The organism is Candidatus Magnetominusculus dajiuhuensis, from assembly GCF_046044395.1.
GTDB lineage: Bacteria > Nitrospirota > Thermodesulfovibrionia > Thermodesulfovibrionales > Magnetobacteriaceae > Magnetominusculus > Magnetominusculus dajiuhuensis.
Genome location: NZ_JBJUSG010000096.1, coordinates 1 through 14656 on the forward strand (window position 1 = coordinate 1; position 14656 = coordinate 14656).

Here is a 14656-nt window from a genome sequence, read left to right on the forward strand (position 1 = left end):
CTTTCAAAAACCCTTTTATCAATAGGTGCAAATTTCTATATCGGAGCTTGGGGGGCAGCTTCACGATGACAGAATAGCTAAACTTGTGTCATAATGAAAGTATGGATTGCAACGAAGCTATAAGCCTGTTACAACGGCATGAAGCTGAACTAAAACGGCTTGGCGTTAAGCATCTTTTCATGTTTGGTTCAACCGCGCGCGGTGAGGCGAAGGACGGCTCAGATGTTGATCTTTTTTTTGACTATGAAAAAGGGGAGCTTGGCCTTTTTGAGCTGATGGAAGTGAAGGAACGAGCTGCTCATATACTTGGCTGCAAGACAGACATTATGACGCGTGACAGTCTGCACAAGACGCTACGCCGACAAATCGAAGCTGCATCGGTTTGCGTATTCTGATGGCCGTGCGTCCGCTTATCCCCCGTCTTACGGACATCGTCGAAGCCAGCGAACGTGTTCGTGCGGTGTTGGGTGACGTTTCGATTGATGTTTTTGAGAACGATTGGCAGCGGCAGTGGCTTGTGCAACGCGGCATTGAAATTATTTCTGAGGCTTGCCGTCATCTGACGGACGACATTAAAGACCGCCACCCTGAAATTCCATGGCGGAAAGTGGCTGGTATCGGCAATGTCCTACGTCATGACTATGAAAATGTATCTCCACCACTGATTTGGAAGCTGGTGCAAGACGATCTTCAAGTATTGGAAAAAGTCTGCCGTGAAGAACTTGCGCTGGAAATAGATCGGGTACAAGACCACTAAACCTATTGAATCTCTTGGGGTTTTATCCCCCGCCGCTTGCGGCTGGGAGTTTCATTTTGTGAACCAGCCAGATATTTAACACAATTGTAATGAAACCGTAACAATATTTAACAAAACCTTAACAATGTTGTAATCTCCGTTAAGTTATCATAAAACATGGTAATGGATAAAACTACAGAGGAGGGCAACCGGATGGCAGTATATCTCCACAGCGTACCCGGCAGATTGCGCATTAAGTCTCCTGTTTTAAAGGGGAACTCCGGGAAAAGGGAATTGGTTGAGAATCTGTTTCAAGGCTTTGACGGCGTAAAGTCAATAAAGTCAAATCCTCTGACAGGCAGCCTTGCAATCAACTACTGTCCAGAACTGATTGATGCGGCGCTTATACTGGATATGCTTGAGAACAAAGGCGGTATTGATTTGTCGAAAACAATATCCAATGACGAGTATCTGCACAACGCCTTTTCAAAGGCCGGAGGTTTTGTCTGTAAAATCCTGTTCGGCAGCGCTATGGATATGGCCCTGGGGGATTCCGCACTGTCTTTTCTTTCGGTTCTTGTATAGCAATTGGCAGTTTAAAATGAGTGCAATATTGCAATAATAAATATATGGGTGATAGTATACATGTAGCTTGTAAAAAAATACATGTATGGAGGTAGTAGATGGACCTGTTTAAAGGAAATGCGTTGTCCGGTCTGGCAATAGGAATAGGGGCGGCTGTGCTGTCGCCCGTAATAATCCCAATCCTTGCCTCTGTCGTAAAACCGCTGACGAAGGCGGCTATAAAGGGCGGTATAATCGCCTATGGAAGAGGCATAGAGCTGGCCGCTGAAATCGGCGAGGTAGTCGAGGACCTCGTGGTTGAGGCTAAGGCGGAGCTGGTCGAGGCTGTTGCTGAATCTGCCGTTGTGGATAAGGTGGGTTAAGAGATGACTACTGAAGGTATCGTTAGCCATCAAACTCAGGGCAGGTTAAGGATAAAGATATCAGAGGCCAAAGGCGACGCGGAGTATTTTGCGGAACTGAAAAAGACACTTGCCGCAAATCCTAAGATAAGCTCCGTAGAGGTAAATCCTGTTACCGCAAGCGTCCTGATCTTACATAATACAGGCAACGAAGAGATTTTAACCTATGCCGGGCAACAAGGGCTGATAAAAATAGCCGCACCCACAAAGAACTCAGATAACGTTTCAACTAAGATAGCCGAGGTATTTAAGGCCGTCAACAACAGTGCCGTAACCGCTACGGGTGGTGGCCTTGATCTGCCGAGGATTTCCTTTCTCACGCTGATGGGCTTTGGATTGTATCAGCTCAGCAGGGGGAATTTTGTAGTGCCACCGTGGTACACCGCCTTCTGGTACGCCCACGGGATGTTTACCAAATATCTGGCAAAATAATTTGCGCGCGGGGCGCGGTGGGTTCTATCCCTATGTTGTGGTAGTGTTGTTATCAAATCTATATGGAATATAAACCATACAAATAGTGATTATTACGAATGTAATTGATTGTATTGCACCTGTTATTATGCGATGATGAGGAGATAGGTTGAATACGACAACGCTGGATGATCGCGGGCTGGCCGGTATAAATTACCAGTCAATAGTTCCCGTGCATGTTAAAGTAAAGGGCAGGGCGCGGTATAAAGTGCGCGGCCTGTACCGCTGTGATCCTCTGAAAGAGCATATCTTTGCGTATCTTACCAGAGAAGACGGCATTAACAGTGTCGCCATAAACACCCTTACGTCAACCGTTTTGGTCAGCTATAATGACGCTAATAGTCCAACAACGATTTCCTCTTATCTGGAGACCATCGTCGGAGATTATAAACAACCCTCAGGCGTCCAAGGGCATTATTTAAGGCCATTTAGTGTCCGGGATACTGTAAGAGACCTGTTCAAACATAAGACAACGCTGACAAGTCCCGTCGGGCCGCCACCACCATCAAAAACTGTCAAGACAACCGCAAAAGACAAATCCCTGAGCGAGAAACAGGAGGCGATAGCGTGGCAGAACATGAAAAAGGATCAGGTCATTGCCTTCTTTAACACATCGCCAGCAACCGGATTAAGTGCTAAGTTCGCGGCGGAACTGTTGCATACGTATGGGCGAAATATCCTGCCCGAGTCATTCACACGGTCAAAATGGGCCATGTTCTTTGGGCAGTTCACATCGTTTCCCGTGCTGCTTCTGGGCGGGGCGGCTGTGCTTTCGGCGGCTACTGGCGGGATTGCCGATGGTATCGTCATATTGAGCGTGGTGTTGATTAACGCCGTAATAGGCTTTGTTACGGAGAGCTACTCTGAAAAGACCATTAATTCCCTTAAAAAGCTCGTCCGGCCTTATACCTTTGTGTTAAGAGACGGCAAGGTAATAGAGATAAGCGTCGAGGAGGTAGTGCCTGGGGATGTACTCATCCTAAAGCCGGGCACTTATATCCCCGCCGACGCGAGGGTTATTGACTCGCAAATGTTGAGCGTGGACGAATCAGCCCTAACGGGTGAGAGTATGCCGGTTGTGAAGACTGAAAGGCATCTTCAGGACAATGACCTCCCACTTGCCGACAGGATTAATATGATTTACATGGGCACGCTGGTAACCGGCGGGCAGGCGCTGGCCGTCGTAACGGCAACCGGCGGATATACGGAAATGGGGCAGATACAAACCCTTGTCGGCGAGGCCGTCGCGCCGGACACCCCTATGGAGATTCAATTAGAGCGTATCGGCGATAAGCTCGTGCTTATCTGCGCGGGTGTGTGCGGCCTTGTATTTGTGACCGGCCTGCTGCGCGGGTTTGGACTTTTAGAGATGGTACAGTCCTCTATATCGCTTGCGGTTGCCGCAATACCGGAGGGTCTGCCGACGATGGCTACTACTGTGCTGGCACTTGGAATAAACAAGATGAAACAGCACAATGTCCTGATTCGCCGCCTCGACGCCGTGGAAACCCTCGGCTCTGTACAGACGATTTGCCTTGATAAGACCGGAACGCTGACCTTAAACCGGATGACAGCCGTGTGCGTTGTAACAACGACGCAGAAGATAAACATATTATCAGGACGCTTAGCTACGGAAGAGGGAGAGACGCTGGCCACACTCACCCCTGAACTTGAGAGACTCATTCACATTGTAACACTGTGCAGCGAGACATTAATACGCAAAGAGAATACCGGCTATGTCCTTGACGGCTCATCAACAGAAAACGCCCTCGTTCATATTGCCATCGGCGCCGGGGTGGACGTCCTGCAGATGAGAAAGAGTTTTCCCCTGTTAGATATAAAACACCGGTCAGAGGGCAGCAACTACATGATAACAGTTCACAAATTCAGCGGGGACGGCGTATTTGGAGACGCCACGGGAAGGAAACTCGCCGCCGTGAAAGGCTCCCCTGCGGAGGTCTTGGATTTATGCAAATTTTACCTGAAAGACGGTATTGAATATGAGTTTATAAACGGCGAAAGGGATCAGATTCAAAACGAAAATGAGCAATTAGCGGGTAAATCGCTTAGGGTACTGGGTGTGGCGTATAAATTCATTGATGATGACACTCAAGCCCCATCCTCAGGGCTGACATGGCTTGGGCTTGTGGGGATGGCAGACCCTGTAAAGTCTGAGGCGAAGGCATTGATTAAGGCATTTCACACAGCCGGTATAGATACGATAATGATCACGGGTGACCAGGTGCCGACTGCCTACTCCATAGGGAAAGAATTAGACCTTGGCAATGACGGCCAGATTGAGATACTGGATTCGACCAGTTTAAATGAACTAAGCCCGGAGGTATTGACCGCTTTGTGCGAAAACGTAAACGTCTTTGCCCGCGTTAGCCCGGCCCAAAAACTCCAGATAGTGCGTGCCCTTCAAAGGGCGGGGCGCGTTACTGCTATGACCGGAGACGGGATAAACGACGGGCCTGCCCTTAAGGCAGCCAACATCGGTATCGCTATGGGGCGTACCGGTACCGACGTGTCGCGTGAAATAGCCGATATTATACTGGAAGACGATAATCTCGAGACGATGATAATCGCGGTAAGCCACGGGCGGGCGATTTACAGTAATATCAGGAAGTCTGTCCACTATCTTCTCTCTACAAATATGAGTGAGATAATGGTCATGTTTGTGTCCATCGCGGCGGGCTTTGGGCATCCGATAAGCGCCATGCAGCTTCTGTGGATAAATCTTATCTCTGATATATTTCCCGGCATTGCCCTGTCATTGGAGCAGCCAGAGCCGGATATAATGAGCCAGCCACCCAGAAGTCCCGACGAAAATATAATCGAAGCGAAGGATTTCAAACGTATAGCCTTTGAGTCGCTGACAATGAGCGCCGCCTCGCTTGGGGCATACGCCTATGGCATCTCCAGATACGGCGTTTCACCGCGAGCGGGCAATATGGCATTTTTGAGCCTCTCGACTTCTCAGCTCCTGCACGCCATAAGCTGCCGGACAGACAAACACAGCATATTCGACAAAGAGACTCTGCCGCTCAATAAATATATGAACATTGCGCTAGGCGGGTCGTTTTTGTTACAATTGCTTGCACTGGCGGTGCCGGGTCTGAGGAATCTGTTAAAGATATCGCCAATTAATCTCATGGACGCGGTGGTGGCCGGTTCGGCTGCCGTAATTCCCCTGTTGATAAACGAGGCAACGAAAAGACCGGAAAAAAGAATAACCGCGGAGGTGAACACTCTATGAACAATGACTTCATGCTCTCATCGGAGTCTGTAACGGCGGGACATCCTGATAAGTTATGCGACCAGATCAGCGACGCTATTGTTGACCATGCCCTGCTTCAGGACCCAAATACGAGAATCGTTGCCGAGTGCGCTGTGTCAACATCAATAGTGTTTATAGCGTCCATGTTCGAGTCTAAGGCCGTCATGGATTTTGCCAACATTGCAAGGAAGGTAATACGCCGGATTGGTTATACCAAAAAGGCATTTAACGACAAGACATGCAGCATAATTACAAGCCTCAAGGAGCTTAGCCCCGACAAAAACGGCCCATATAATGAGCATCAGATGTCAGACAGCGAAATGGACGAGGTAGTGGTGAAAAACAACGCGACAATCTTCGGTTTTGCGTGTAATCAGACGCCCGCCTTTATACCACTGACCATATGGCTGGCCCATAAAATCGCGATAAGGCTTGACAGGGCGCACCTTGATAATGAGCTGCCCTATCTTGCCCCCGATGGTAAGGTGCAGGTGGGCGTGGAGTATAAAAACCGACATCCCTACAGGATACACAGCATAATTGTGCAGGCGTGTCAGGAGTCAGCCGACGTGCCGACGATAGAGAAACTAAGAGACGATGTCAGGGCACGGGTGATAGACGCCGCGTTTGCCGATGAGAAGATAGGGCTGGATGATAAGACGCGTATCTTTATAAACCCTGATGGTGCGTTTGTAACGGGCGGCCCGGCATCTCACTCCGGCCTTACGGGCAGAAAAAAGGCAATGGACACATACGGCGGCTATGCGAGAAACTCGGACGCCGCCCTAAGCGGCAAAGGGCCGCTTAGAATTGACAGGGTAGGGGCATACATGGCCCGATATGCGGCAAAAAATGTCGTGGCCGCTGAACTAGCCCATGAGTGTGAGGTTCAGGTAAGTTATTCCATCGGACTTGCCAGGCCGGTAAGCATTCAGGTGGATACATACGGGACGGGCAAGATAAAAGACCAGGAGATTGAAGATATAATTGGGTCTTTATTCGACTTCAGACTGCCTGCAATCTTAAAGAAATTCAACCTGAGATACCTGCCTAACAAGGCAAACGGCGGGATGTTTTATCAGAAACTCGCAGTCTACGGGCACTTCGGGCGGACTGACATGGAACTTCCATGGGAAGTGACAGACATGCGTGATAAAATCTTACCGTTCAGTGGCCGATGACAATGGATTTAACCCTTTTTTATGATTTTCTGAACATAATCCTCGTCAACCTCGCCCTATCGAGTGACAACGCGGTCGTACTTGCGATGGCGGTCAAGTCCCTGCCTAAGAAAAGCAGAAAAAAAGGTTTGGTTATAGGGGCGGCGTGTTCCTTTATTATCAATATCGTATTGATTTTCTATGTCTCGGAGCTGCTTCAATTAAAATATGTCAGATTTGTCGGCGGGGCCATAATTACCATGATAGCGCTAAAGCGCTGCGTGGAGATAAGCGCCTCAGAGGCGGAAGGGGATCAGTCCACTAACATTTTACATGCCATTAAGATAATAGTTATTGCGAATCTGACCATGTCCTTCGACAATGTGATGGGGGTTGCGGCGGTGTCAAAAGGAAATCTTAATCTTTTGATTTTGGGCCTTGCTATAAGCATCCCAATTGTATTTCTTGCAAGCAACATCCTTGCCGCCCTGCTGGATAGATACCCTTTCATCATCTACATATCTGCCGCCGTGCTTGGCAGAATAGGCGCAGAGCTGGCACTGACTGACCCTTTTATAGCAAACCTCTTCCACCCGGAGGCGCGCGTAACAAACTTTATTGAGATACTCTATGCCGCCGCCGTCGTAACCATCGGCATTTTGATGAGGAAGAGAAAGTTGTTAGAATTATCGAAAACGCCCTGTTGATGAATTTTAGTATATTAATTGTTAATGAATTTTAGTATGTTAATATAGACCCTATGGTTATAGCGCTGTTTCACGCCGTGGAGTTTGAGGCCGACACGGTCATCAAACGTCTGCGCCACCCAGTCCGCGTTTCGGAGCGCTTTGGGGCATCCGCGGTTTGCGGGGGATTGGGCCACGCCACTGCCGTTTGCGTTTCGACAGGGGTGGGCAAGGTAAACGCGGCGATTGCCTCGTCACTGGCCCTTCAGAAATACCGGCCTGATATGGTTATCTCAATGGGCATAGGCGGGGCATATCCAAACTCCGGCCTGGTTGCCGGTGATATAGCCATAGCACAGTGTGAGATTTACGGAGATGAAGGCGTTATGTTGGAGGACAATTTCCTGACGCCTGAGGCAATGGGCATACCATTTTATAAAAAAGGCACCAACACGTATTATAATACATTCCCCCTCGACGCCGAACTAACAAGACAGTTATACGATACCGTTTCGCAAATGAACCGCACCGCGCAGGCCGGAGCGTTTATAACGGTATCCACATGTACGGGGACGAGAAAGCGGGCGGATGAGTTAACGAGACGCTATAACGGTATATGTGAGAACATGGAAGGGGCGGCGATTGCCCACGCCAGCACTATGTTTGGCACACCGGCGGTTGAGATTCGCGGCATCAGCAACATAGCGGCAGAGCGGGACAAGGACAGATGGGAGACCACTAAGGCTTCACAAATTGCCCAGGACGCTGTTATAATGTTCATAAAATCATTAGAGTAGGGTGAAATGCCAGTAAAAATTATCGGGAAGAGCACAAACTGGAGCGGCAGATTTCTGCAGGCGGTACAGTTTGAAGTTGAAAACTCAGAGGGCGAGAGATTCCAATGGGAGGCCTTTCAACGGTGCAACTGTAGCGGGATAGCCGCCATTGTCCCCATCACTAAAGACGGCACTGTCATAGTGGTAAGGCAATTCAGGCCGCCGGTGGGCAAATATGTAATTGAATTTCCCGCCGGACTCAATGACAAGGGACAGTCCCTTATTGAGGCGGCGCGCAGGGAACTCCTTGAGGAGACCGGCTGCCGCGCAGGGCGAATGTTTCCTATTGCCACAGGGCCGCTGTCGTCGGGGGCGTCAACGGAGGTGTTGACTGTCTATGCCGCCCTTGATGTCGTCTTCTCAGCGGAACAGGCACTTGACCCGCATGAGGACATAGAGATAATCGAACTGCCCCTTGATAACTTCTATGAACACTTGTACGCGTTGCAAGACGAGAATACATACATTGATTTAAAACTCTATGGGCTGCTTGAACTGGCAAAAAGACATCTTTCAGATCAAGACTGAAGCCGCCAACGGGCGGCAGCCCAAACGCAATAGACAAAACGTGGCGAGATTTACGGGGTGAAGGGGGGGTTACCCCCCCTTCGTCGTTAATCCTTAGTCTGTGGGGGGCTTATTGCCTTTCCCATTGGATGAGTGCCGCAGCATCTCGCGCAGTTTATTCTCGTTTATGAGTACGATTCGATGGCCGTTTGTATCTATCAGTCCCCTCTTCCTGAGTGTGACGATGGCTCTTGAGGCGGAGACCCTTGTCGTTCCTGTCATGTCGGCTATTTCCTGATGCGTCAGGGTAAGTTTAACTGTTCCACCCTCCGTGTACTTCAGCAAAAGAGAGACCACGCGGTTCTCTACATCCATAAAGATCATGTCCTCAAGGATATTTTCCATTTCAATACGCTTGTCACTTATTATTTTAATGAGTTTAATGGCAATCTCAGGCCTTTTGACGAGATAGCCCTCAAATACGGCCTTTTTGATCTCAAAGCCGGATACATCCTCAGCGGCCTCGGCAATTGAGCGCCGCTGTGCCTCGCCCGCAAGACACAGCTCGCCAAAAAATCCCCCTGGTTCGACAATATCGAGCGTGAATTTCCTGCCGTCATAGCTAAGCTTAGACAACCTGACAAGCCCGCGTCCCAGAAAATACATGGTATCAGAGGGGTCTCCATGCATAAAGATTACCTCGTCCCTGCGATATTTAAACGGATGGCGGCGGGCGCACAACGACTCGACCTCGGCGCGGCCTATTTGAGAAAAAAGCCTGTTGTTGTTTATAAAGAAATCAAGTTCAGACATTCATTACGCCAGCAAACCCCTTTGGTGGTATTATATCATAATTAGTGGACTTGTTTTACAAAAACGAGCATATTATTTGATAAAAAAAGGTATAATAGGCGATATGAGACGAATGCCGGAAGAAAACCATAAGGCAGCGGGGCTGTTAGCGCTCTCATTCGCGGTTGTCCTGTGGCTCTGCCCTGTGCCCTGTGCGTTTGGCGAGGCGCTTCCCACAGACGGCGACGGCAGTGGTGTGGTTTTTGTCGTTGAGACCTCAGCCGCCACAGCAAAAGCAGACCCTCATGCCATGCTCACACAGGCCCTCAAATTATCTGCCTCTTTATTTGGGCAAGACGACAGACTCGGGCTGATTACATTTAACGAAAAAGCCGCCGCGTTGATACAGACAATCACCCCCGCCGACCAAAAGGCCGCCATTTATAAGGCCATAGACTCAATCAGCAAATCGTTCTCAGACAACACCAGTGCGTCCTCAAATCCCTATAATGCGCTGTCCAATGCCCTCAATGAATTTTCCAGAGACAACACCACACCGGTGGCAGCGCGTGTTGTAGTGTTTGTCGGCGCGTCGAAGACTTACGCGGCGTCACCTGAGGAAGACAAGAAGATACGAGCCGAGATACTCAACGCCCTTGCCCCATTATATAAGGACAAGGGCGTGAGACTTTTTACGGTGTCCCTTGAGGCCATGCCGGAGGGGGATTTCATGGAGGAGCTGGCAGAAAAAACCGGAGGATTTTCCTATGGATGTCCTCAGCCGACCTCCCTGAATTCCACAATTACATGGATTTACGAGACTATAAAATCCCCTGACATACTCCCCTCGGAGTCAGGCCGGTTTGTGGTGGATGAGTCAATAGAACGGCTCACTATGGTTTTTTCCAAAAAAACACCTGAATTTAAGTTAATCCTTCAGGACCCTGATGGGTTTAACTACAGCGCACAGAAGGTCTTCCCCGGCGTAAGCTGGACGCAGTTTTCCAACTTTGACATTGTAACAATATCTGGCCCCGCGGCCGGTGAGTGGAATTTTATGAGTGTTGACGACGCGAACAACAGGATATATGTGTCAACACACCTGAAAGTCCGCACCAATATTAAAAGCTCCTATCAGCAGGTAAATACGCAAATGAAGGTGGATGCGTGGCTGACCCTTGACGACCTTATCATTGATCTTTCAGAGCTTGCCGATACGATTGGCATAACGGGCAGCCTGACCGGGCCTGACAGCGATAACACGACTGTGAAGCTCAGCCTGAGGGCGCCGGAGGGTGCCTCTGATAAATCAGATAAAAAGGGTGGTGACAGGGTCGGGGGAGTATTATCCGAGTATTTCACGCTAAAGGCCATAGGGCTTTACAAATTAACAATTTCTGTCAAAAGCAAGGCCATTGAAAGAAGTAAATCCTTTCTGATTGCCGCCACAGCGAAGCAGGACGCCCTGCAAGAAAAGACACTCATCATGGAAACGCAATACTCCACGGGAAAATCATCAAAGACCACGGCATGGCTTAACAGATATGTAAGCCACGCCCCGTCGGCCTTAAATAAGGCGCTCAAATGGTTTTCAGCGATTAACATGGTTTTATTTTTGTCGGTTTTATTGTATATTAAACGGGGTAGGTTGGCTATGATAAAACTATCTGATATAAAGATGCCTAAGGTGAAATTACCTGATATGAAATTACTTACAGGACGCTTTAGAAAGTCTGAAGAGACACATGACAAGGATTAATACACTATTATTCTTATTTATGCTGGAGGCCATGGCGGTACTCATCGGCCTGAGCATATATCTTTTTCTGAAGGGCAGGAAAAAGACCGTGGATACGGTTGCAGAGACTAATACAAGCGGCTTAAGCGCCGCCCTTGAGGATGAGGCGTCAAGGCTCGAAACCGAAAACGATGCCATCGGGCCGGATGCCCTCGTCTCGGAAGAGGCAATTATTAAAAAAGAGATAGTAAGCGCGAAACTTCAATCAGTGAAAACGGCCATTGAAATACTGAAAGGGATAAAAGGAGACGAGGCCGCGTTCTGGAATTACTTCTACAATGATTTCGATAAAATACTCAGCAAACACTTTACCGAGCTAATGGAAGTAACGAGAGAGACTATGGCCCCCGCCCAGGTCGTAAATAAAAAAGAAGACACCTCCAAACAGGCGCAGGCCGTCTCAGCCGCCCAGAAAAAGCAAATAATCGAACTGCTTGGCTACAGGGAGTTATTTAAGGAAATGAACGAAGAGTTCTCAAGAATAAAGACATTCAACGACAATATAATGCTTTCGCTTGAGGATATGGCCGTTGACTCGGAGCCGCTGCAGCAGGTAATTATGGAATTCGAGAAGGTGAACAAGAAAATGGACAAATGCGTAAATGTACTCAATAAGGGCAACGAATCGTTAAACCGCCAGATGTCGTACTATGAGGCGGCCACCGCAAAAGAGCCTCAGGCTAAGCCGGAGGAATCGTAGCAAGCTCAACCACGCCATGCAGACCATGAAACAGGGGCAGCGTTTCCCCGCCCTTTATGAAAGAGACTACAGGCTTTTCTTTATCGGCCAGACGATTTCGCTGGTTGGGACATGGATGCAACAGACCGCCCTTGGGTGGCTCGTGTATTCGATTACGAAATCCTCTTTTTATTTAGGTCTTCTGGGGGTGGCAACTTCGCTTCCGGTGTTGTTTTTTTCCCTGTTTGGCGGCGTCTTTGCTGACCGGTTTAATAAACGAAACATACTGATAACCACCCAGGCGCTTTCCATCATACCGGCCCTTATGCTTGCCTTTCTGACGGACTTTCACGCGATTGGCGTGTGGACTATACTCATTGTGGCGGCGTTGCTTGGGACGGTAAATTCCCTCGACATCCCTGTAAGGCAATCGTACATGATAGAAATAGCCGGCAGAGAAAACTTGCTTAACGCGGTGGCCCTTAACTCAACGGCCTTTCACGGGGCAAGGGTCTTTGGCCCTTCAATCGCAGGCTTAATAATCGGTTTTCACGGCATGTCCGCGTGTTTTTACTTAAACGCCATTAGTTTCGTGCCTGTTATTTACCTGCTCTGTCGTATATCCAACAGGGGCAAACCCAGGGAGGGTTCGCATGATGGAGTTTTCACGGGGATAAAAGGTGGGATAAAGTTCATCTTAGGTGAAAGGCGTATTTTATTTATAATACTGACGATTAGTATATTCAGCCTCTTTGGGATTCCCTACGCGCAGCTAATGCCGGTGTTTGCCGACAAGGTCTATGGCGTTGGCCCGATTGGACTGGGATATATGATGTCATGCGTAGGGGCGGGGTCAGTGCTTGCCGGTATTATAATAGCATTCAGAAGAGACATTATAAATAAACTACTTTTTATGTCTGTTACGGGTTTTTTATTTCCTGTGTCGCTTTTAGCATTTACGATTATAGACAATTTTTATTTAGCCCTCGTTTTTCTCGCGGTAATCGGATTCAACTTAGTTGGTTTTTTGGCAACGGCCAACAGTTATATCCAACTGTCGGTGCCGGATTCTTTCAGGGGACGTGTAATGAGCGTATTTGCGATGATGTTCTTAGGGATGGCACCTTTTGGGGCGGCGCTTACGGGGGCGACCGCTGAGATTATTGGCATAAAGACAACGATATTATCTACGGCAATAGTCTGCCTGACAGGGTTTACGATTTTTCGGGAGAAATGGAAATAGCGTGGCTATCTTTTATTTTTTCTTCTGTCAACTTTGCTGCCGCCGAATTTTTCCCCGACCTTATCTATAATAGAAAACGATGCCTTAAGAAACGTGTCGTACATGCTTATGCCTAGCAGGAACATCGCACACATGAACACGAAGCCCATGATGAAAAACCAATGGTTGAACACCAGAAATATCTCAGGAAACGTAACCCTTCCCAAGTCTATAAATGACACTATCCTGTCGAGCTTTGAGCCATCGTACATCTCAGCGTACAGCACCGACCCGCCGACGATTCCAACCATCGTGACAAAGGCGTCAAGGGCGCCCTCACCGAGCGCGCCCGCGGCTATGGCCGGACAGTAACCGGAGATAGCAAGTCCCGCGCCAAACAGCACACCGCCAAACAACTGGGCAAGTATCACCGTTCGTGGCAAGTATAGCTCAATGACCCCTATGTCTTTGAAAAAATAAATAAGCACCATTCCAAACATCAGAAGCGGCGTTCCCACTCTCCAAAACGTGAAATCCTGCATCCTGAACATCCCCGACACGATGTCGTACTTGCAGAGCCTGCCCTTTTGCAGGACAATGCCAAGAAAAAACCCTACAAGCAGACCTCCATAGAGGCTTGCCGGCCCCCCTATCGCCTCTATCGTAGAGGGGTCGAAGGTATCTTTTAATCTCATCAATATCGCGTCCATGCCTACCCCCTGTGAAATGTTACCGTTTTAACATGATAAAACAGCAACGTCATCAGCATTCCCCCCATCCACAGCGACATCATGAATATAAACCCTGCCGGAGTTAACTGTATCACGCCCGCTATGAGCATCCCAAGCGTACATCCCATCGCGAGCCTTGAGCCAAAGCCTACCATCACCCCACCGATAAATGCCCAAATCAACCGCTTCGCCACCGACGGACCTTTAGAGGTCTTCCACATCTGCGGTACCACCGTAATTTTGAACTCCCCCGAATACACAGATGAAAACATGCTCCCGCTCACTATTCCCACCAGCACCGCAACCGTCCACTCTATAACCGGTTCATAGGCGTTCCAGTATGGGACTGTTTTTGCGTGCTCCGGGAAAAACACATACTCTATTATGGAGCCAAAAACGGCATATCCCCTTGATGAGCCAAGCGGACGCTTTGACAGGACAAACGAAAGCAGCTCCGCCAGAGCGAACAATATTCCCACAGAGAACAGCCGCCAATGCTTCCTTTTCATCAAATAAAACATACCCCTGCCACCGCCTTTTCACCGACTTCGTGGTGCCCCTGCACCACCCCTGGACGCCTTTGGGTAAATCCTATTACCCACACGTACCAACTACATTATATACAAAATCACTGATAAAATAATATATATGAAATCATCAGGCAGGGCAATCGCATTAGAAACTTACACCAGTAATTCCCTCTCCTGGATTCCCGCTTTCCAGACTGTGTCACAATAGTAAAGCAGCCCCCCCCCCCCTTTTTTTTTGAGGT

The 14656-nt window shown here is 48.7% G+C and carries 16 protein-coding genes; 13 read left to right on the forward strand and 3 right to left on the reverse strand.

Annotated features, from left to right (window positions below):
* The first annotated feature begins 101 nt into the window (after positions 1-101).
* The 10 genes from AB7D94_RS12525 to AB7D94_RS12570 all read left to right on the forward strand — a co-directional run bounded on the left by AB7D94_RS12525 (position 102) and on the right by AB7D94_RS12570 (position 8683).
* Positions 102-395 (forward strand): nucleotidyltransferase family protein, encoded by a 294-nt coding sequence (locus tag AB7D94_RS12525; protein WP_420266225.1) that lies wholly within the window; start codon positions 102-104, stop codon positions 393-395.
* A complete protein-coding gene (locus tag AB7D94_RS12530) occupies positions 383-757 on the forward strand; it encodes a HepT-like ribonuclease domain-containing protein (RefSeq protein WP_420266226.1) in 375 nt (124 codons plus the stop codon). Before AB7D94_RS12525 ends, AB7D94_RS12530 begins: the two co-directional genes overlap by 13 nt.
* A 192-nt stretch (positions 758-949) precedes the next feature.
* The gene (locus AB7D94_RS12535; RefSeq protein ID WP_420266227.1) at positions 950-1321 is read left to right on the forward strand and encodes an HMA2 domain-containing protein; all 372 of its coding nucleotides are present in this window, start codon (positions 950-952) and stop codon (positions 1319-1321) included.
* A gap of 98 nt (positions 1322-1419) precedes the next feature.
* Positions 1420-1683, forward strand: coding sequence for a DUF5132 domain-containing protein (locus AB7D94_RS12540; RefSeq protein ID WP_420266228.1), 264 nt, complete (start codon positions 1420-1422; stop codon positions 1681-1683).
* 3 nt (positions 1684-1686) lie between these two features.
* Positions 1687-2154 (forward strand): HMA2 domain-containing protein, encoded by a 468-nt coding sequence (locus tag AB7D94_RS12545; protein WP_420266229.1) that lies wholly within the window; start codon positions 1687-1689, stop codon positions 2152-2154.
* 148 nt (positions 2155-2302) lie between these two features.
* Positions 2303-5452, forward strand: a complete 3150-nt coding sequence (locus tag AB7D94_RS12550) for a cation-translocating P-type ATPase (protein WP_420266230.1) — start codon at positions 2303-2305, stop codon at positions 5450-5452.
* Entirely contained in the window at positions 5449-6654 is a 1206-nt protein-coding gene (metK, locus tag AB7D94_RS12555) for a methionine adenosyltransferase (protein WP_420266231.1), read from the forward strand. The genes AB7D94_RS12550 and metK overlap by 4 nt, the downstream gene beginning before the upstream one ends.
* A 2-nt stretch (positions 6655-6656) precedes the next feature.
* On the forward strand, positions 6657-7340 hold the full coding sequence (locus AB7D94_RS12560) for a YjbE family putative metal transport protein (protein WP_420266232.1): 684 nt from the start codon (positions 6657-6659) through the stop codon (positions 7338-7340).
* Positions 7341-7393: 53 nt separating this feature from the next.
* Complete coding sequence (gene mqnB, locus AB7D94_RS12565) at positions 7394-8116, forward strand: futalosine hydrolase (RefSeq protein ID WP_420266233.1); 723 nt, start codon at positions 7394-7396, stop codon at positions 8114-8116.
* Between the two features lie 6 nt (positions 8117-8122).
* Complete coding sequence (locus tag AB7D94_RS12570) at positions 8123-8683, forward strand: NUDIX hydrolase (RefSeq protein ID WP_420266234.1); 561 nt, start codon at positions 8123-8125, stop codon at positions 8681-8683.
* A 93-nt stretch (positions 8684-8776) separates the two neighbouring features.
* Here the strand turns inward: AB7D94_RS12570 and AB7D94_RS12575 are convergent, their stop codons facing one another.
* Positions 8777-9475: a Crp/Fnr family transcriptional regulator gene (locus tag AB7D94_RS12575; RefSeq protein ID WP_420266235.1), complete on the reverse strand. Its 699-nt coding sequence runs from the start codon at positions 9473-9475 to the stop codon at positions 8777-8779.
* 112 nt (positions 9476-9587) lie between these two features.
* On the opposite strand from AB7D94_RS12575, the gene AB7D94_RS12580 reads away from it, so the two are divergent.
* Genes AB7D94_RS12580 through AB7D94_RS12590 form a run of 3 tightly spaced genes read left to right on the forward strand, consistent with a single transcriptional unit; the run spans position 9588 to position 13174 of the window.
* Complete coding sequence (locus AB7D94_RS12580; RefSeq protein WP_420266236.1) at positions 9588-11213, forward strand: vWA domain-containing protein; 1626 nt, start codon at positions 9588-9590, stop codon at positions 11211-11213.
* On the forward strand, positions 11200-11952 hold the full coding sequence (locus tag AB7D94_RS12585) for a hypothetical protein (protein WP_420266237.1): 753 nt from the start codon (positions 11200-11202) through the stop codon (positions 11950-11952). The genes AB7D94_RS12580 and AB7D94_RS12585 overlap by 14 nt, the downstream gene beginning before the upstream one ends.
* Positions 11903-13174 carry an MFS transporter gene (locus AB7D94_RS12590; protein WP_420266238.1) on the forward strand — a complete coding sequence of 424 codons (1272 nt, stop codon included), beginning with the start codon at positions 11903-11905 and terminating at the stop codon, positions 13172-13174. The genes AB7D94_RS12585 and AB7D94_RS12590 overlap by 50 nt, the downstream gene beginning before the upstream one ends.
* 5 nt (positions 13175-13179) lie before the next feature.
* Here AB7D94_RS12590 and AB7D94_RS12595 read toward each other — a convergent pair whose 3' ends face one another.
* Positions 13180-13863 (reverse strand): YeeE/YedE thiosulfate transporter family protein, encoded by a 684-nt coding sequence (locus tag AB7D94_RS12595; RefSeq protein WP_420266239.1) that lies wholly within the window; start codon positions 13861-13863, stop codon positions 13180-13182.
* 2 nt (positions 13864-13865) lie between these two features.
* Positions 13866-14393, reverse strand: coding sequence for a YeeE/YedE thiosulfate transporter family protein (locus AB7D94_RS12600; protein ID WP_420266240.1), 528 nt, complete (start codon positions 14391-14393; stop codon positions 13866-13868).
* Positions 14394-14656: the final 263 nt, after the last annotated feature.